15 protein-coding genes are annotated in these 17,637 nt (G+C 73.7%); 1 reads left to right on the top strand and 14 read right to left on the bottom strand.

Annotated features, from left to right (window positions below; translation table 11 throughout):
• Positions 1-8 precede the first annotated feature (8 nt).
• The gene (locus tag M3148_RS02470) at positions 9-887 is read right to left on the bottom strand and encodes a LysR family transcriptional regulator (RefSeq protein WP_251303069.1); all 879 of its coding nucleotides are present in this window, start codon (positions 885-887) and stop codon (positions 9-11) included.
• A 79-nt stretch (positions 888-966) separates the two neighbouring features.
• Between M3148_RS02470 and M3148_RS02465 the strand changes: the two genes are divergently transcribed.
• Positions 967-1,929, top strand: a complete 963-nt coding sequence (locus M3148_RS02465; RefSeq protein ID WP_251303068.1) for an EamA family transporter — start codon at positions 967-969, stop codon at positions 1,927-1,929.
• On the opposite strand, the gene M3148_RS02460 is transcribed toward M3148_RS02465, so the two are convergent.
• The 13 genes from M3148_RS02460 to pyrR all read right to left on the bottom strand — a co-directional run bounded on the left by M3148_RS02460 (position 1,916) and on the right by pyrR (position 17,572).
• Positions 1,916-2,932, bottom strand: a complete 1,017-nt coding sequence (locus M3148_RS02460) for an IS30 family transposase (protein ID WP_285883055.1) — start codon at positions 2,930-2,932, stop codon at positions 1,916-1,918. The genes M3148_RS02465 and M3148_RS02460 overlap by 14 nt on opposite strands.
• A 401-nt stretch (positions 2,933-3,333) precedes the next feature.
• Positions 3,334-5,364, bottom strand: a complete 2,031-nt coding sequence (locus M3148_RS02455; RefSeq protein ID WP_251303066.1) for a primosomal protein N' — start codon at positions 5,362-5,364, stop codon at positions 3,334-3,336.
• Positions 5,365-5,453: 89 nt separating this feature from the next.
• The gene (metK, locus tag M3148_RS02450) at positions 5,454-6,659 is read right to left on the bottom strand and encodes a methionine adenosyltransferase (RefSeq protein ID WP_251303065.1); all 1,206 of its coding nucleotides are present in this window, start codon (positions 6,657-6,659) and stop codon (positions 5,454-5,456) included.
• A gap of 14 nt (positions 6,660-6,673) precedes the next feature.
• Positions 6,674-7,873, bottom strand: coding sequence for a bifunctional phosphopantothenoylcysteine decarboxylase/phosphopantothenate--cysteine ligase CoaBC (gene coaBC, locus M3148_RS02445; RefSeq protein ID WP_251303369.1), 1,200 nt, complete (start codon positions 7,871-7,873; stop codon positions 6,674-6,676).
• A gap of 20 nt (positions 7,874-7,893) precedes the next feature.
• A complete protein-coding gene (rpoZ, locus tag M3148_RS02440) occupies positions 7,894-8,157 on the bottom strand; it encodes a DNA-directed RNA polymerase subunit omega (protein ID WP_110851226.1) in 264 nt (87 codons plus the stop codon).
• Positions 8,158-8,216: 59 nt separating this feature from the next.
• Positions 8,217-8,798 (bottom strand): guanylate kinase, encoded by a 582-nt coding sequence (gmk, locus tag M3148_RS02435; RefSeq protein WP_251303368.1) that lies wholly within the window; start codon positions 8,796-8,798, stop codon positions 8,217-8,219.
• A 2-nt stretch (positions 8,799-8,800) separates the two neighbouring features.
• The gene (mihF, locus tag M3148_RS02430) at positions 8,801-9,112 is read right to left on the bottom strand and encodes an integration host factor, actinobacterial type (RefSeq protein ID WP_251303064.1); all 312 of its coding nucleotides are present in this window, start codon (positions 9,110-9,112) and stop codon (positions 8,801-8,803) included.
• 164 nt (positions 9,113-9,276) lie between these two features.
• Entirely contained in the window at positions 9,277-10,092 is an 816-nt protein-coding gene (gene pyrF / locus M3148_RS02425) for an orotidine-5'-phosphate decarboxylase (protein WP_251303367.1), read from the bottom strand.
• 119 nt (positions 10,093-10,211) lie between these two features.
• Positions 10,212-13,499, bottom strand: a complete 3,288-nt coding sequence (gene carB, locus M3148_RS02420) for a carbamoyl-phosphate synthase large subunit (protein ID WP_251303063.1) — start codon at positions 13,497-13,499, stop codon at positions 10,212-10,214.
• Entirely contained in the window at positions 13,499-14,713 is a 1,215-nt protein-coding gene (carA, locus tag M3148_RS02415; RefSeq protein ID WP_251303062.1) for a glutamine-hydrolyzing carbamoyl-phosphate synthase small subunit, read from the bottom strand. The genes carB and carA overlap by 1 nt, the downstream gene beginning before the upstream one ends.
• Positions 14,710-16,029, bottom strand: coding sequence for a dihydroorotase (locus M3148_RS02410; RefSeq protein ID WP_251303061.1), 1,320 nt, complete (start codon positions 16,027-16,029; stop codon positions 14,710-14,712). The genes carA and M3148_RS02410 overlap by 4 nt, the downstream gene beginning before the upstream one ends.
• Positions 16,026-17,015, bottom strand: coding sequence for an aspartate carbamoyltransferase catalytic subunit (locus tag M3148_RS02405; protein ID WP_251303060.1), 990 nt, complete (start codon positions 17,013-17,015; stop codon positions 16,026-16,028). The genes M3148_RS02410 and M3148_RS02405 overlap by 4 nt, the downstream gene beginning before the upstream one ends.
• Positions 17,012-17,572: a bifunctional pyr operon transcriptional regulator/uracil phosphoribosyltransferase PyrR gene (gene pyrR, locus M3148_RS02400; RefSeq protein WP_251303059.1), complete on the bottom strand. Its 561-nt coding sequence runs from the start codon at positions 17,570-17,572 to the stop codon at positions 17,012-17,014. The genes M3148_RS02405 and pyrR overlap by 4 nt, the downstream gene beginning before the upstream one ends.
• Between the last annotated feature and the right edge of the window lie 65 nt (positions 17,573-17,637).

Raw genomic sequence — 17,637 nt, 5'->3', positions numbered from 1 at the left:
ACTCGCCGTCATGATCGGTCCTGCGCCACCACGTCGAGGAAGGCGCGGACCGCCGGCGTCGGGTTGAAGGCGCTCCACACGAGGTACTCGACCCGGCGCGGCCCGTCGGAGACCGGCACCGTGACCACGCCGGGGTGGTCGGTCCCCACGAAGGTCGGGGCGAGAAAGGCCACGGCCAGTCGCCGTCGGACCAGGCCGATCATGAGCTCGGGGACGGGAACCTCGAAGGCGACGTCGCGGGCGAGGCCGGCGTCGGCGAAGGCGCGGTCGCTCTGGGCGCGGCCCGGAGAGGTGTGCGGGAAGTCCACGAAGACCTCCGTGGCGATGTCCGCCAGCGTGATCCGACCACGGGTCGCGAGGCGGTGGTCGGCCGGCAGGACGGCGACGAGGTCGTCACGGGCGAGCTCGCGCGCCTCCACCCCCTGCGGCTCGTCCCCCTCGGGGAGCCCGAGGAAGGCGACGTCGAGCGCGCCGCCCGCGACGCGCTCGGTCATCTCCCAGCTGCTCCCGACCGTCATGGCCACCCGCACGCCGGGATGGGCCCGCCGGAACCGCTCCAGGAGGTCGGGGATGTCGACCGCCGCAACCGTCGGGATGACGCCCACCGACAGCTGGCCACGCACCTCACCGACGGCCGCCGCCGCCTCGGTGACCGCGCGGGCGGCAGCCGCGAGGGACTCCCGGGCGGCCGGCAGGAACGCCTCGCCCGCCTGCGTGAGCTCCACGCGCCGGCTGGTCCGCGCGAAGAGGCGGAAGCCGAGCTCGCGCTCGAGCTTGGCGACCTGGTGGCTCAGCGCGGACTGCACGACGAAGCAGCGTTCGGCCGCGCGCGTGAAGCTGCGGGACTCGGCCACGGCGACGACGTACCGCAGCTGCTGGAGGTCCATGCGCCCATCGTGCTCATAGATCGCTGGGATGACAAACATGTGTTGGACTCATCGATCGCCGGTAAGGAGACTCGAGAGCGTGACCACGACGACCACGCACCGCCCTGACCCCGACATCGCCCGACGGTGGTGGGACCACCGCAACGCGTGGATCGCTCTGACCGCGGTGGCGCCCGCGACCTGGGGCACGACCTATGCCGTGACGACGGAGCTGCTCCCGCCCGAGCATCCGCTCTTCGCCGCACTCGTGCGGGCGCTACCGGCAGGGCTCGTCGCTCTCGCCCTCACGCGCATTCTGCCGACGGGAACCTGGTGGTGGAAGGCCGCCGTCCTCGGCGTCCTCAACATCGGAGCCTTCTTCCCCCTGCTCTTCTTCGCGGCCGAGCGGCTGCCCGGCGGTGTGGCCGCCACGCTGGGTGCCGCGCAGCCCATCGTGGTCGCCGTCCTCGCGGTGGGGATCCTGCACGAGAGGACGTCCTGGTGGCGGCTCGGCTGGGGAGTCGCGGGCGTCGCAGGGGTGGGTCTGGTCGTTCTCGGTCCGGGCGCGGCGCTCGACGGGGCGGGCATCATCGCCGGGCTCGCCGGGACCCTGTCAATGGCCCTCGGGCTGGTCCTCACCAAGCGATGGGGCCTGCCGCCCGGTGTGGGACCGCTCACCCTCACGGGCTGGCTGCTCACCGCAGGGGGCCTCGCGCTGCTCCCGCTCGCGCTGGCGGTCGAGGGAGTACCGGCAGCGGTCGACGCCCGCGGCGTCACCGGCTACCTGTGGCTGGGGCTGGTGGGCGGGCTCATCGCCTACACCCTCTGGTACCGCGGGCTGCGCCACCTCCCGGTCACGGCCACCGCCCTCCTGGGCCTCCTCTCCCCACTCGTCGCGGCACTCGTCGGGGCCGTCGTCCTCGGGGAGACCTTGACGCCGGTCCAGCTGTCCGGCTTCGCCCTCGCACTCGCCGCGCTGCTCGCCGGCCAGCTCACGGTCGGTGCAGTCCGCGGGCGGCGCCGGGTCCCCGCGACGGGGGAGGGCGGTGTCAAGGCGTCGTAGCAACGCTGTCGGTGAGAAGGCGTTCGAAGGCTTCGCGTGGAGTGAGGTAGCCGAGGATGGCGCGGGGGCGTTCGTTGAGCTCTTCAGCGATCGAGGTCAGGTAGGGCTGGTGTGCCGGGATCGCGGTGCCCTTGGGCAGGTACTCGCGGATGAGGCCGTTGGTGTTCTCGTTGGTGCCGCGCTCCCACGGGGAGTGCGGGTGAGCGAAGTAGACCGGCATCTGCGTCGCCAGGGTCAGGGCGGCGTGCTTGGCCATCTCAGAGCCCTGGTCCCAGGTCAGCGACTTGCGCATCATCGCGGGCAGCTCGTCGGCGTTGTCGATCAACGCGTCGGCGAGGTGCTCACTGTCCTTGCCCGCCGGCAGCGCCAAGATCGTGGTGAACCTCGTCGTGCGCTCAACCAGCGTCGCGGCCGCAGAGCGGCCGTGGGCGCCGATCACCAGATCGCCCTCCCAGTGGCCCGGCACGCGCCGCTGGGCCAGGTCCTCGCGGTCATCGATGCTGACCATCCCCACGATCGGCGCCCCGCGCTGGCCCAGCGGCCTGGGTGCGCGGCGCCGGGTGCGCTTGGAGCGCAGCATCACCCCGTGCGCCGCGAGCTCACCCTTGGGCAGGGCGTAGATGAACCGGTAGATCGCCTCGTGGCTGACCGTCCTGCCACCGGCCGGCACCGAACCCTTCATCAGGCCCACGCTCTCGTCCCGGCCCTCCAGGTGCAAGCGTCCGGCGACCTGACGCGGAGTACGTGAGTGCTTCAGATCGGCCAGCACCCGGGCGCGCAGCACCGGATCGGCCTCGACCTTCCCCTTCTGGGGACGCGACCGGCGTCGCTGGGCCCGGCAGTCCGCGGTGACCATCTTGTACCCGCGCGTCTTCGTCGAGTTACGCCGGATCTCACGCGAGACCACCGACGGGGAACGGTCGAGGTACTCGGCGATCCTGCGCACCGTCCACCCCGCCTTGAGCCCCGTGGAGATCTCCGCCCGATCCGTCGCCGTCAGCATCCTGCGTCCCACCAGCAACCCCTCACCCAACCAGCACTGTTGCTACGACGCTATGACACCGCCGAGTGAGATCGCCGCGGTCGGGCCTGCGGACGGTCAGCCCGTCTCGTCCTCCTCGTAGCCGACGAGCCAGGCACGCCGTGACGGTCGACGACGACCTGCCCGTCGGTGGCTCGGCGTCCAGGGTGAGCGGTCCGTCGCAGAGCACACCCTCGGCGATCGCCTCGGGAGGGCCGTCCGTCCTCCCGAAGTCCTCGAGCGTGTGCGGCTGTGCCGAGCATCCGCAGACCCCGCCGTAGAAGTGCAGTACCTCCCGGGCAGCGCCCGGGAGGAAGACGTACGGCACCGTCATGGGCGGCCGCGAAATCGCGTCCACCATGGCCACGACCCGTGGCCGCGCGTCACAGCTCGGTGGGATCCACCTGGATGCGGACGGAGTCCGGCTCCTTGTGGGCGCTGCGCACGGCAGCGGCCTGCGCCAGCGCCTTGGTGAGCCGGCTCCCCTGCCCCAGGTCGCTGCGCACGAGCGCCTGGACCTCCTCCTCCGAGAACGGCACGGGACCGAGGACCTCGACGCCGTGGGGCCGCTCGAGGTAACGCAGCAGGCTCGCGACGGCGCGGGCGCTGCCGCGGACCGAGGCCATGCGGCTGGCGGGCGGGAGGTGGAGCTCGTGCCGCTCGGCGAGCTCCCGCTCCGCGAAGCCGGCCGGGTCCCACCGCACGAGTGCCTGGCCGGGAATGGGTGCGGGATCGCCGAGGAGCATGACCCGGCCCCCCTCGGACGCCGGCCGCACGAGGGCCGCCGCCGCCAGCCAGCGGCGCAGCGCCTCGGACGGCGCGGCGAGGTCCTGACGGCCCGACACGGCGGCGGCGTCGAGCAGCAGCGCGCCCTGGTAGCCGCCCCTGGCGACCGGCTCGGCACCGGGCGTGGCGACGACGACGCGCGCCTTCTCGTCCACCTCCCGCACGATCCCGTGGTCGGCACGCGCGCCGGAGAGCACGACCGGCACCTTGGGGAAGGCACGGCCGAGCTCCTCGGCGGTGCGCGCCGAGCCCACGCGGCTCGCACGCATGGCGGAGCTCCCACAGGTGGGGCAGGCCCAGGTGCGGTCCGGGCGCCCGCACCAGCGGCACGAGGGCACGCTCGTGCGCCCGCCGAGCTGGAGCGGGCCGTGACACTCACGGCAGCGGGCAGGTTCGCGGCAGCCCTGGCAGGCGACGACGGGCAGGTAGCCGGAACGCGGCACCTGGACGAGGACCGGACCTTTCTCCAGCGCCTTGCGCACGAGCTCCCACGCCGGGCGCGGGATCCGGGCGGCCGCCGCCGGCCCCTCCCGGGCGAGGTCGACCTCCCCCGGCGCCTCGATCCGCGGCGTGCGCTCGCGCACCGTGGCGCGCGAGGCGGTGACGGAGGCGGCCCAGCCGGTGGCGACGAGCAGCCCTGCCTCCACGCTCCGTGTCCACCCGCCGAGCAGCAGCCCGGCGCCCTCCTGGGCGGCGCGCAGTGTGAGCACCTCACGGGCGTGCGGGTAGGGCGCGCGCGGCTCGGCGAGGAGGTCGTCGCCGTCGTCCCAGCACACGAGCAGGCCCACGCGCTGGACGGGCGCGAAGGCCGCCGCCCGCGTGCCGACGACGACGCGTGCCTGTCCCGTGAGCAGCCGGACAAAGGCCCGGTAGCGGCGCGAGGGGCCGTGGTCGGCCTGCAGCGACACGACCGGCTCCCCCGGCAGGGCCGCGGTGAGCGCCGCCTCGACGACCTCGGCCTCGTGGGCCGAGGGCACGACGACGACGACCCCGCGGCCGGAGGCGAGGGCGGCGGCGGCGGCATCGGCGATCGAGGCGAGGCGGTCGGGGACACCCGGCCCGTGCGCCGGCAGCGCCGACCACACCGCGCGGGGCGACTCCCCGGCCGCGAGGCGCCGCACGTAGGCCGCTCCCCCGACGTAGTGGTCCCACGCAGTCCCGGGCAGGTGCGCGGCGGTGGTGCCGGTGCGGTCGGCGGCCGTGCCCTCCAGGACGGTCTTCTCGGTGGTCGCGTGCCGCGGGGGCACCGCGAGCCGGACGACGTCCATCAGGGAGCCGGCGTAGCGGTCCGCCACCGCCCGGCACAGCGCGGCGATCTCCGGGGTGAGGACCGGCAGCGCGGACACCACGCGGCGCAGCGGCATGAGTGTGCCGTGGTGGTCGGTGGTGGCGGCGCGCTCGAGGACGTAACCGGTGCGGTCCTTGCCCGCGAAGCGCACCGAGACGCGGGTGCCGGGCTGGGCGGCGGCTTCCTGCTCCGGCGTCACGCGGTAGTCGAAGGGACGGTCCAGGTGGGGCAGCGACATGTCGACCGCCACCCGTGCGACGGGCAGCTCGACACCCGCCGCCTCGGCGCCGGAGACCGTGCGCACGGCGACGGTCTGCTCGAGCAGGGCGGGCTGGTGCACCGGTCTCACCTCCGCTCCCATCTCACCACGGGCCACCGACACCGCGGTGGTCGTCCACAGGCAGGGCGCGGTCCGGCCCCCGAGGGACCTCAGCCGACGGCGCGGCGCAGCTCCTCGACGCGGTCGGTGCGCTCCCAGGTGAAGCTTGGCAGCTCGCGCCCGAAGTGCCCGTAGGCGCTGGTGTCGCGGTAGATCGGGCGCAGCAGGTCGAGCGCGTCGACGATCGCGGCGGGGCGCAGGTCGAAGACCTCGCTGATCGCGGCGTTGATCTTCTCGACGGCGACGGTCTCGGTCCCGAAGGTCTCGACGTACAGCCCCACCGGGTGCGCCTTGCCGATGGCGTAGGCGACGTGCACCTCGCAGCGGCGGGCCAACCCGGCGGCGACGACGTTCTTCGCCACCCAGCGGGTGGCGTAGGACGCCGAGCGGTCCACCTTCGACGGGTCCTTGCCGGAGAAGGCTCCCCCGCCGTGACGGGCCATGCCCCCGTAGGTGTCGACGATGATCTTGCGACCGGTGAGTCCGGCGTCGCCCATGGGCCCACCGACGACGAACTTGCCGGTCGGGTTGACGTAGAGCGTGTGCCCGGCCGTGTCGAGCCCACCGGCGTGCTCGGCGAGCACGGGCGCGACGACCTCCGCGGCGACGGCGGAGCGCAGCCACTCGGTGGTGACGTCGGCGTCGTGCTGGGTGGAGACGACGAGGGAGTCGAGGGCGACGGGACGGTCGCCGTCGTAGGCGATGGTCACCTGGGTCTTGCCGTCGGGGCGCAGGCCGGGGACGATCCCCTCCTTGCGCACGTGGGTGAGCCGCTCGGCGAGGCGGTGCGCGAGCCAGATCGGCAGCGGCATGAGCTGGGGGGTGTCGTCGCTCGCGTAGCCGACCATGAAGCCCTGGTCCCCGGCGCCCTGCGCGTCGTACCGGTCGCGGCTCTCGCCGGCGCGGTCCTCCCACGAGGTGTCCACGCCGGTGGCGATGTCCGGGGACTGCTGGCCGATCGACACCTGCACGCCGCAGGACTTCCCGTCGAAGCCGATGGCGGAGGAGGTGTAGCCGATCGCGTTGACCTCGGCGCGCACGAGCTGCGGGATCTCAACGTAGGCGGTGGTCGTCACCTCACCGGCGACGGTCACCAGCCCGGTCGTCACGAGCGTCTCGACCGCCACCCGCGCCCGGGGGTCCTCCCGGAGGATCGCATCGAGGATGGAGTCGGAGATCCGGTCGCACACCTTGTCGGGGTGGCCCTCGGTCACCGACTCGGAGGTGAACAGACGCAGGTTGGGCTTGGAGGTCACCGGTCGATCCTAGTTCAGCGCAGGCGGGGCACGACGAGGTCCCACAGGCCGCGCGCGACGTCGTCCTTGCTCCCGGCAGCCTCGCCGACCACCTCGCCCGCACCGTCGAGCACGGTGACGGCGTTGGCGACGTTACCGAAGCCGCGGCCCTGGCCGACGGCGTTGACGGCGAGCAGGTCGGCGCCCTTGCGGCGCGCCTTGGCACGTCCGAGCTCGAGGACCTCGCCGGCGTCCCCCGTCTCGGCGGCGAAGCCGACGACGACGAGCCGCTCCCGCTCGCGGTGGGCGACGGTCGCGAGGATGTCGGGGTTCTCGACGAGCTCGACCGCCTGCGGCGCGGAGCCGTCCTTTTTGATCTTGCGCTCCGCGGTCGTCGCGGGGCGGAAGTCGGCGACGGCGGCGGCCATGACGAGGACGTCCGCGTCGGCGGTGGCGGTGTCGACGGCGTCGGCGAGCTCGCGCGTCGTCTCGACCTCGACGACGTCGACGGCGGGGTGCTGGGCGGCGCGACGGGCCGCCTCGTCGACGGAGGCGGCGAGCAAGGTCACCCGGGCGCCGCGGCGGGCGGCCTCCCGGGCGATCGCCGCACCCTGCCGGCCCGAGGACCGGTTGCCGAGGTAGCGGACCGGGTCGAGCGGCTCGCGGGTGCCGCCGGCGCTGACGACGACGGCGCGCCCCGCCAGGTCCTGCGGCGCGACGAGCGCGAGGGCGGCGGCGGTGATGGCCTCCGGCTCGGGCAGCCGGCCGGGGCCGGTGTCGGCGCCGGTGAGGCGCCCGGAGTCGGGCTCGAGGACCGTGACGCCGCGGGCGCGGAGGGTGGCGACGTTCGCGACCGTCGCCGGGTGCTGCCACATCTCCGTGTGCATCGCCGGGGCGAGCAGCACGGGGGCGGTGACGGTGAGGAGCGTCGTCGTCAGGAGGTCGTCCGCCCGGCCGGTCGCGGCCCGCGAGAGCAGGTCCGCGGTGGCGGGGGCGACGACGACGAGGTCGGCGCTGCGGCCGAGCGCGACGTGGTCGACCCCCGTGGCGCCGTCGAAGACGCTCGTCGTCACCGGCTCACCGGACAGCGCCTCCCAGGTGGGCCGCCCGACGAACTCGAGGGCGGCCTCGGTGGGGACGACGCGGACGCGGTGCCCGGCCTCGCGCAGCGCACGCAGGACGAAGACCGCCTTGTAGGCGGCGATCCCCCCGGTGACGCCGAGGAGGACGCGCAGCCCGGTCGCCCCCGGCACGCTCACTCCTGGGTCGGGTTGACCGTCAGCAGTCCCTCGTTGATCTCGCGCAGCGCGATCGACAAAGGCTTGTCGGTCTGGCCGTGCGGGACGAGCGGGCCGACGAACTCGAGCAGCCCCTCCTGGAGCTGGGAGTTGTAGGCGTTGATCTGACGGGCGCGCTTGGCGCCGTAGATGACGAGGGCGTACTTGGAGTCCGCCGCCTCGAGCAGCTTGTCGATCGGGGGGTTGGTGATGCCAACGGGCTGGGCAACGGTTCCGGACATGCTCACCTCACGTGTTCGTTTCGGGGCGCGCCTGCACCGGGCACGCGCAACGTCCCAGTCTACTCGGTTGCCAGGCCCATGAGGGAGACGAGCTCGTCGGTGGCGCGTGTCACGACGTCGTTGACGACGACGTCGTCGAACTCGTCGGCGTGCGCGAGCTCCTCCCGGGCGGTGCGCAGGCGGCGCTCGCGCTCCTCCGGGCCCTCCGTACCGCGGCCCACGAGCCGGCGCTCGAGCTCCTCGAAGGAGGGCGGGGCGAGGAAGACGAAGTGGGCGTTGGGCATGGTCCTGCGCACCTGGCGCGCGCCCTGGAGGTCGATCTCCAGGAGCGCGGGCTCGCCGCTGCGCAGCTGCTCCTCGACGGGGCCGCGCGGGGTGCCGTAGCGGTTCTGGCCGTGGACGACGGCCCACTCGAGGAGCTCGCCGTCGGCGATCATCCGCTCGAACTCCTCCTCGGAGACGAAGTGGTAATGGACGCCGTCGACCTCACCGGGGCGTGGCGCGCGGGTGGTGGCGGAGACCGACAGCCACACGCGGGGGTAGCGGCGGCGGATGTCGGCGGAGACGGTGCCCTTGCCGACGGCGGTGGGCCCGGCGAGGACGGTGAGCCGCGCCGCGGAGGCGGGAGAGGTGGTGGGCACGGTCACCCGAACCGCTCGACGAGGGACTGGACCTGGTTGTGCCCCAGCCCGCGCACGCGGCGGGCCTCGGAAATGCCGACCTCGGCTATGATCGCCCGGCTCTTCACCTTGCCGACACCAGGGAGGGACTCGAGCAGCTCGACGACGCGCATCTTGCCGAGCGCCTCGTCGTCGGCGGCGTCGGCGATGACCTGGGAGAGGGAGGTCTGGGAGTACTTGAGGCGGTTCTTCACCTCGGCCCGGCGGGTGCGGGCGGCCGCTGCCTTGGCCAGCGCGGCGGCGCGTTGCTCGGGGGTCAAGGAGGGCAGAGCCACGTTCATCACCTCGGGGACGGGGACACGGGAGGGGCTGAGGGCAAGGTACCCAGCGACCAGCTCAGTGTGCCAGTACCTGCGAGGCCGGGGAGCCGGCCCCCCGCGGGCGCCCGGGTCGTCCTCACCACACTTCGCGGCTCTGCGCCACCGGCGGCGGCGGCCGGTCAGCCGGCGAGGGCGTCGCGCACCTCGGCGACCGCCCGCTCAGCGGCGGCGGCCAGGCCGTCCGGGCCTGCGGCGAGGACGGCGCGCGAGGTGCTGGCGAGCACCGCCTGCTCCGCCCCGGCGAAGACCTCGGCCACCTCCGCACGCCCGGCGCCCTGGGCGCCGAAGCCGGGGGCGAGCAGCGGGGCCCGGGAGCCGGCGAGGTCGATGCCGAGCCGGCGTGCGGCGTCGCCGATGGTGGCGCCGACGACGAGACCCACCGAGCCGAGCCCCGTGGGTGCCGGGCCGCTCGTGTTGAGCGCGCCCACGCCGTCGACGATCCCGGCAGCCACCGAGCGCCCGTCGGTACCGACGGCGTGCTGCACCGCGGCTCCCTCCGGGTTGGAGGTGAGGGCCAGGACGAACACTCCCCTGCCGGTGGCGTGAGCGAGCTCGACGGCGGGCGCGAGGGAGCCGAGCCCGAGGTACGGGGACAGGGTGATCGCGTCCGCGGCCAAAGGCGCGCCGTCGGCGAGGTACGCGTGGGCGTAGCCGGCCATGGTGGAGCCGATGTCCCCGCGCTTGACGTCGAGGACGCTCAGCGTGCCGGTGTCGCGGCAGGCCGCGAGGACGTCCTCGAGGACGGCGACGCCCGCCGAGCCGTGCCGCTCGAAGAGCGCCGACTGCGGCTTGAGCGCCGCCACCCGCCCCCCGAGCACCTCGACGACGCGCATCGCGAACTCGCGCAAGCCCGCCGCGTCGTCGGGCAGCCGCCACGCCTCCAGCAGGCCGGGGTGGGGGTCGACGCCCACGCACACCGGCCCGTGCTCGGCCATCGCCGCGGCGAGCCGGGTGCCGAAGGGCACCGGCCCGCCGGGCAAGATCCGGCTGTCGGCGGGAGGGGTGGCGTTGCCGGCCGGAGGAATCCGGCTGTCGGCGGAGGGGGGTGTGGCGCTCACCGGGCGGCCCGGGCGGCGTCGTGCTCCTGGAGGGAGGTGACGGTCATCGGGCCCAGGCCCGCCGCCTCGATCGCCTGGACCGCGGCGGAGAGCTCCTGGACGGTCGTCATGATCGGCTTGTCGGCCGCCGTCGTCGCCGTGCGGATCTCGTAGCCGTCCGCACGGGCGCCCTGGCCGGACGGGGTGTTGACGACCATGTCGACCTGGCCGGTCTCGATGAGGTCCACGATCGTCGGCTCACCGTCGGGCCCGCGCCCGTCGGAGGCCTTGCGCACCAACCGCGCCGGGATGCCGTTGCGGCGCAGCACCGTCGCGGTGCCGCTCGTCGCGAGGATCTCGAAGCCGAGGCTTTGCAGCCGCGCGACCGGGATGGCCAGCGCCCGCTTGTCACGGTCCGCGACGGACACGAAGACGGTGCCCGTGGTCGGCAGCCCACCGTAGGCGGCGGCCTGGGACTTGGCAAAGGCCCGCGGGAAGTCGACGTCGTAGCCCATGACCTCACCGGTCGAGCGCATCTCCGGGCCGAGCACGGTGTCGACGACGGAGCCCGCGCGGGTGGCGAAGCGCTTGAAGGGCAGCACCGCCTCCTTGACGGCGATCGGCGCGCCGAGGTCGAGGCGCGTCGCGTCGTGCTCGGGCAGGATCCCCCGCTCGCGCAGCTCGGCGATCGTCGCACCGGCCATGACGAGGGAGGCAGCCTTGGCCAGCGGCACGCCGGTGGCCTTGGCGACGAAGGGCACGGTGCGCGAGGCCCGCGGGTTGGCCTCGATGACGTAGAGGACGTCGGAGACGAGCGCGAACTGGATGTTGATGAGCCCGCGCACGCCCACGCCGTCGGCGATGGCACGCGTCGACTCGGCGATGCGCGCGATCTCCCGCTCGGAGATCGTCACCGGCGGCAGCACGCAGGCGGAGTCGCCGGAGTGGATGCCGGCCTCCTCGATGTGCTCCATGACGCCGCCGAGGAAGAGCTCGGTGCCGTCGTAGATGGCGTCGACGTCGATCTCGGTCGCGTCATCGAGGAAGCGGTCGATGAGGAGCGGGCCGGTCGCGGCACCGAGGTCGGAGCGGCCGGCGTAGTCACGCAGCTGCTCGACGCCGTAGACGATCTCCATGCCGCGCCCACCGAGCACGTAGGAGGGGCGCACGAGCACCGGGAAGCCGATGCCCTCGGCCACCTCCTCGGCCTGTGCGAGCGTCGTCGCGGTGCCGAACGCGGGAGCGGGCAGGCCCGCACGGGCCAGGACGGCGCCGAAGCGGCCGCGGTCCTCGGCGGCGTCGATGGCCTCGGGCTGGGTGCCGAGGATCGGCACGCCGGCGTCGGCGAGGCGCTGGGCCAGGCTCAGCGGGGTCTGTCCGCCGAGCTGGACGACGACGCCGGCCACCGGCCCGACGGCGAGCTCCGCGTGGTAGACCTCGAGGACGTCCTCGAAGGTGAGCGGCTCGAAGTAGAGCCGGTCGGAGATGTCGTAGTCCGTGGAGACCGTCTCGGGGTTGCAGTTGACCATGACGGTCTCGAACTGCTCGGCCAGCGCCATGGTCGCGTGGACGCAGGAGTAGTCGAACTCGATGCCCTGGCCGATCCGGTTGGGGCCCGAGCCGAGGATGATGACCGCCGGGCGCTCGCGCGGCTCGACCTCGGTCTCCACGTCGTAGGAGGAGTAGTGGTACGGCGTCTGCGCGGCGAACTCCGCGGCGCAGGTGTCGACCGTCTTGTAGACGGGGCGCAGGCCGTAGGCGTGGCGCACCTCCCGGACGGTGTCCTCCGACAGGTCGCGCAGCTGGCCGACCTGGACGTCGGAGAAGCCGTGGCGCTTGGCCTCGGCGAGCAGCTCGGGGGTGAGGGCCGGCGCCTCGCGCAGCTCGGTGGCGACCTCGTCGAGGAGCACCATCTGGTCGAGGAACCACGGGTCGATGGAGGTGGCCTCGAAGAGCTGCTCGACGGTCGCGCCGCCGCGGATGGCCTGCTGCACCTGGACAAGGCGCTCCGTCGTCGGGATCCGCACCGTCTCGAGCAGCGCGGCCGTCTGCTCGGCGTCCGGTGCCTCGCCCAGCCAGTGGAAGACGCTGCCCTTGGCGTCGATCGAGCGCATGGCCTTCTGCAGGGCCTCGGTGTAGCTGCGGCCGAGCGCCATCGCCTCGCCCACGGACTTCATCGTGGTGGTGAGGACGGGGTCGGCGGCGGGGAACTTCTCAAAGGCGAAGCGCGGGACCTTGACGACGACGTAGTCCAGCGCCGGCTCGAAGGAGGCCGGGGTGGTCTTCGTGATGTCGTTGGGGATCTCCTCGAGCGTGTAGCCCACGGCGAGGCGCGCCGCGATCTTGGCGATCGGGAAGCCGGTGGCCTTGGACGCCAGCGCGGAGGAGCGCGAGACGCGCGGATTCATCTCGATGACGACGATGCGCCCCGTGGAGGGCTCGACGGCGAACTGGACGTTGCACCCACCGGTGTCCACGCCCACGGCGCGGATGATCGCGATGCCGATGTCGCGCATGTTCTGGAACTCCCGGTCGGTGAGCGTCATCGCCGGGGCGACGGTGATCGAGTCACCGGTGTGGACGCCCACGGGGTCGACGTTCTCGATCGAGCACACGACGATGACGTTGTCGGCCTTGTCGCGGATGAGCTCGAGCTCGAACTCCTTCCACCCGAGGATCGACTCCTCGAGAAGAACCTCGGTCGTCGGCGAGTAGTGCAGGCCGGCGCCGGCGATCCGCTCAAGGTCCTGGGGGGTGTACGCGAGGCCCGAGCCGAGGCCGCCCATGGTGAAGGAGGGACGCACGACGAGCGGGTAGCCCAGCTCCTCCGCGGCCCCGTAGCACTCCTCCATCGAGTGGCAGATGACCGAGCGGGCCGAGCTGGCCCCGCACTGCTCGACGATCTCCTTGAAGGCCTGACGGTCCTCCGCGGCGTGGATGGAGGCGACGGACGCGCCGATGAGCTCGACGTCGTACTCGGCCAGCACCCCGGCCTCGTCCAGCGCGATCGCCGTGTTGAGGGCCGTCTGCCCGCCGAGGGTGGGCAGCAGCGCGTCGGGGCGCTCCTTGGCGATGATCGTCGCGACGACCTCGGGGGTGATCGGCTCGACGTAGGTGGCGTCGGCGATCTCCGGGTCGGTCATGATCGTCGCCGGGTTGGAGTTGACGAGGATGACGCGCAGGCCCTCCTCGCGCAGCACCCGGCAGGCCTGGGTGCCGGAGTAGTCGAACTCGGCGGCCTGCCCGATGACGATCGGCCCGGAGCCGATGACGAGTACGGAACGCAGGTCGGTACGACGCGGCATCAGGCGTCCTCTCCGGTCGTCTGGGAGCGCGTCTGCCGCCGGGCGGCGACGAGCTCGAGGAAGCGGTCGAACAGGTGGGCGGCGTCGTGCGGGCCGGCGGCCGCCTCGGGGTGGTACTGGACGGAGAACGCGGGGATGTCCAGGGCGCGCAGGCCCTCGACGACCCCGTCGTTGAGGCTGATGTGGGAGACCTCGACGCGGCCGAAGCGGCCGTCGTCGTAAGGGGCGACGCTCTCCTCGCCCACGGGCGCGTCGACGGCGAAGCCGTGGTTGTGCGCGGTGATCTCGACCTTGCCGGTGGCGCGGTCGAGGACGGGCTGGTTGACGCCGCGGTGACCGTAGTCGAGCTTGTAGGTGCCGTAGCCGAGGGCGCGACCGAGGAGCTGGTTGCCGAAGCAGATCCCGAAGAAGGGCAGCCCCTGGGCCAGGACCCCGCGCAGCACCTCGACCTCGTGGTCCGCGCTGCCCGGGTCGCCGGGGCCGTTGGAGAAGAAGACGCCGTCGGGCTCGAGGGCGAGGATCTGCGCGAGCGTGGTGTGCTGCGGGACGACGTGCACGCGGGCGCCGCGCTCGGCGAGCTGGGCGGGGGTGCGCGCCTTGATCCCGAGGTCGACGGCGACGATCTCGGCGACGGGCTCCCTGCCGGCGAAGTCCCCGCTGGGCTCGACGACGTAGCGCTCCTGGGTGGAGACCTCACCGGCGAGGGCGGCGCCGCTCATCGCGGGCGCCTGGCGGACGAGATCGACGAGCACGCTGATCGCGGAGGAGTCCCGCCCCATCGCGCCGGCGGGCAGCGCGGAGCCGGAGAAGATCCCGGCGCGCATGACGCCGCGGTCGCGCAGGTGACGGGTGAGGGCGCGGGTGTCGAGGTGGCAGATGCCGACGACGCCCTGCTCGCGCAGCTCGTCCTCGAACTCACGGGTCGAGCGCCAGCTCGAGGCGCGCCGCGCGGGCTCGCGCACGACGAGCCCGGCCACCCAGGTGCGGGTGGACTCCTGGTCCTCGTCGTTGGCGCCCGTGTTGCCGATGTGCGGGGCGGTCATCGTGACGATCTGCCGGTGGTAGGAGGGGTCGGTGACCGTCTCCTGGTACCCCGTCATCGCCGTCGCGAAGACGATCTCCCCGACCGTGCGGCCCTCGGCGGCGTAAGCCTGCCCGGACAGGACGTAGCCGTCCTCGAGGACGAGCAGGGCGTCCTCACGCTGGTTCCTCAACGGGTTCCTCCTGTGGTGCTGGCGACGGGCTGGGCGTCGAGCACGGTCGCACGCCCGCGGAGGAACGTGGCCACGACGCGCCCTGGAAGGGTACGGCCCTGGAACGGGGTGTTGCGGCTGGTGGTCGCCTGCTGGGCGCCGTCGACGACGACGCGGGCGGCCGGGTCCACGAGGGTGAGGTTGGCCGGCTCCCCGACGGCGATCGGTCGCCCATGCCCCTCGACGCGCCCGATCCGGGCGGGCGTCGTCGACAGCACGCGGGCGACGCCGGCCCAGTCGAGCAGGCCGGGCTCGACCATCGTCTCGACGACGACGGACAGCGCGGTCTCCAGGCCCGTCATGCCGAAGGCGGCGTCGGCCCACTCGCAGTCCTTCGCCTCCACCGGGTGCGGGGCGTGGTCGGTGGCGACGATGTCGATCGTGCCGTCGGCCAGCGCGGCGCGCAGGGCGAGGACGTCCTCCTGCGTGCGCAGCGGCGGGTTGACCTTGAAGACCGGGTCGTAGCTGCGGGCGAGCTCGTCGGTGAGGAGCAGGTGGTGGGGGGTGACCTCGGCGGTGACGTCGATGCCGCGGGCCTTGGCCCAGCGCACGATCTCCACGGACCCGGCGGTCGACAGGTGGCAGATGTGCACGCGGGAGCCGACGTGCTCGGCGAGGAGGACGTCGCGGGCGATGATCGCCTCCTCCGCGACGGCCGGCCAGCCGGTGAGCCCGAGCTCGGAGGACACGACGCCCTCGTTCATCTGGGCGCCCGCGGTGAGGCGCGGCTCCTGGGCGTGCTGGGCGATGACGCCGTCAAAGGCCTTGACGTACTCCAGGGCCCGGCGCATGAGGACGGGGTCCCACACGCACAGGCCGTCGTCGGAGAAGACCCGCACGCGGGCCTGGGAGGCGGCCATGGCCCCGAGCTCAGCGAGCTGCTCCCCCGCCAGCCCCACGGTGACGGCGCCGACCGGCAGCACGTCGGCCCAGCCGGCCTCGCGGCCCAGCCGCCACACCTGCTCGACGACGCCGGCGGTGTCGGCAACCGGCTGGGTGTTGGCCATCGCGTGGACGGCGGTGAAGCCGCCGAGCGCGGCGGCGCGGGTGCCGGACCACACGGTCTCGGCGTCCTCGCGGCCGGGCTCGCGCAGGTGGGTGTGGAGGTCGACGAGCCCGGGCAGGGCGACGAGACCGTCCGCGTCGACGACGTGGGCGTCGCTGCCCGCCTGGGCGGCGGCGTCGGGGCCGGTGGCGGTGATGACGCCGTCGGCGAGGAGGAGGTCGGTGGGCTCGGCGCCCAGGGGCGCGGCGCCCCGGATGAGGTGGCTGGTCACGCGGGTGCTCCCTGCGTCGTCGTGGGCGCCGGCGCGCCGGCGAGGAGGTGGTAGAGGACGGCCATGCGCACGGAGACCCCGTTGGCGACCTGCTCGACGATGGTCGAGCGGGGGCTGTCGGCGGCCTCCGCGGAGATCTCCAGGCCGCGGTTCATCGGGCCGGGGTGCATGACGATCGCGTGCTCGGGCAGGCGCGCGAGGCGGGCGCCGGTGAGGCCGTAGCGGCGGTGGTACTCCTGCGGGGACGGGAAGAAGCCACCCCCGGCGCTCGACATCCGCTCCCGCTGGACCCGCAGCATCATGACGGCGTCCGGGCCGGTGGCGAGGGCGGCGTCGAGGTCGTACTCGACCTGCGCCGGCCAGGCGTGGGCGCCGACCGGGACCAGGGTGGGCGGGGCGACGAGCGTGACCTGCGCACCGAGCGTGGTGAGGAGGTCGACGTTCGAGCGCGCCACCCGCGAGTGGAGGACGTCGCCCACGACGACCACGCGCAGACCGGTGAGGTCGCGGCCGCGGGAGTCGCCGTCGTCGTCGGCCGCGAGGTGACGACGGACCGTGTACGCGTCCAGGAGCGCCTGGGTGGGGTGCTGGTGGGTGCCGTCCCCGGCGTTGACGACCGGCACGTCGATCCAGCCGGAGTGGGCGAGGCGGTGCGGGGCACCGGAGGCGCCGTGGCGGATGACGACGGCGTCCGCGCCCATGGCCTGGAGGGTCTGGGCGGTGTCCTTGAGGGACTCCCCCTTGGACACGCTCGAGCCCTTGGCGGCGAAGTTGATGACGTCGGCCGAGAGCCGCTTGGCGGCCGCCTCGAAGGAGATCCGGGTGCGGGTGGAGTCCTCGAAGAAGAGGTTGACGACGGTCCGGCCGCGCAGCGTGGGGAGCTTGCGGATCTCCCGGGACTGGGTGACGGCCATCTCCTCGGCGGTGTCGAGGAGGGCGACGGCCGCGTCGCGGTCGAGGTCGGCGGCGGAGAGCAGGTGCCTCATCGCTCCTCCCCCTCGACCGGCTTGACGATGACGACGGCGTCCTCGCCGCCGTCGACGTCCCCGAGGGTGACCCGGACCCGCTCGTGGCGGGAGGTCGGCAGGTTCTTGCCAACATAGTCCGCGCGGATGGGCAGCTCACGGTGCCCGCGGTCGACGAGGACGGCGAGCTGGACCCGGGCCGGGCGGCCGAGGTCGGACAGCGCGTCGAGCGCCGCGCGGATGGTGCGCCCGGAGTAGAGGACGTCGTCGACGAGGACGACGGTGGCGCCGTCCACCCCGCCGGGGGGCAGCTCGGTGCGGAGCAGGGTACGGGTGGGCTGGGAGCGCAGGTCGTCGCGGTACATCGTGACGTCGAGCGTGCCGAGCTCCGCGCTGCCGCCGGCGGCGAGCACGCGCTCGTGCAGGCGCTGGGCGAGCGGGGCGCCGCGGGTGGGGATGCCGAGGAGGACGAGACGGTCCTCCGGGTCGGTGCGCTCGAGGATCTCGTGGGAGATACGGGTCAGCGCCCGGGTGATCTCCGGGGGACCGAGCACGGGTACGACAGGGCCGAGAGACATCTGGCTGGCTCCTTCCCCGCCTCACGGGACGGGTCTTTAAAGGACGGGCAGATCGCGCCCCATGC

Origin of the sequence: Georgenia satyanarayanai, assembly GCF_023715365.1 — a bacterium.
In the GTDB taxonomy this organism is placed as follows: Bacteria; Actinomycetota; Actinomycetes; order Actinomycetales; family Actinomycetaceae; genus Oceanitalea; species Oceanitalea satyanarayanai_B.
The sequence above is the reverse complement of the archived record's forward strand: the minus strand, read 5'-3'. Positions and strand labels throughout refer to the sequence as shown.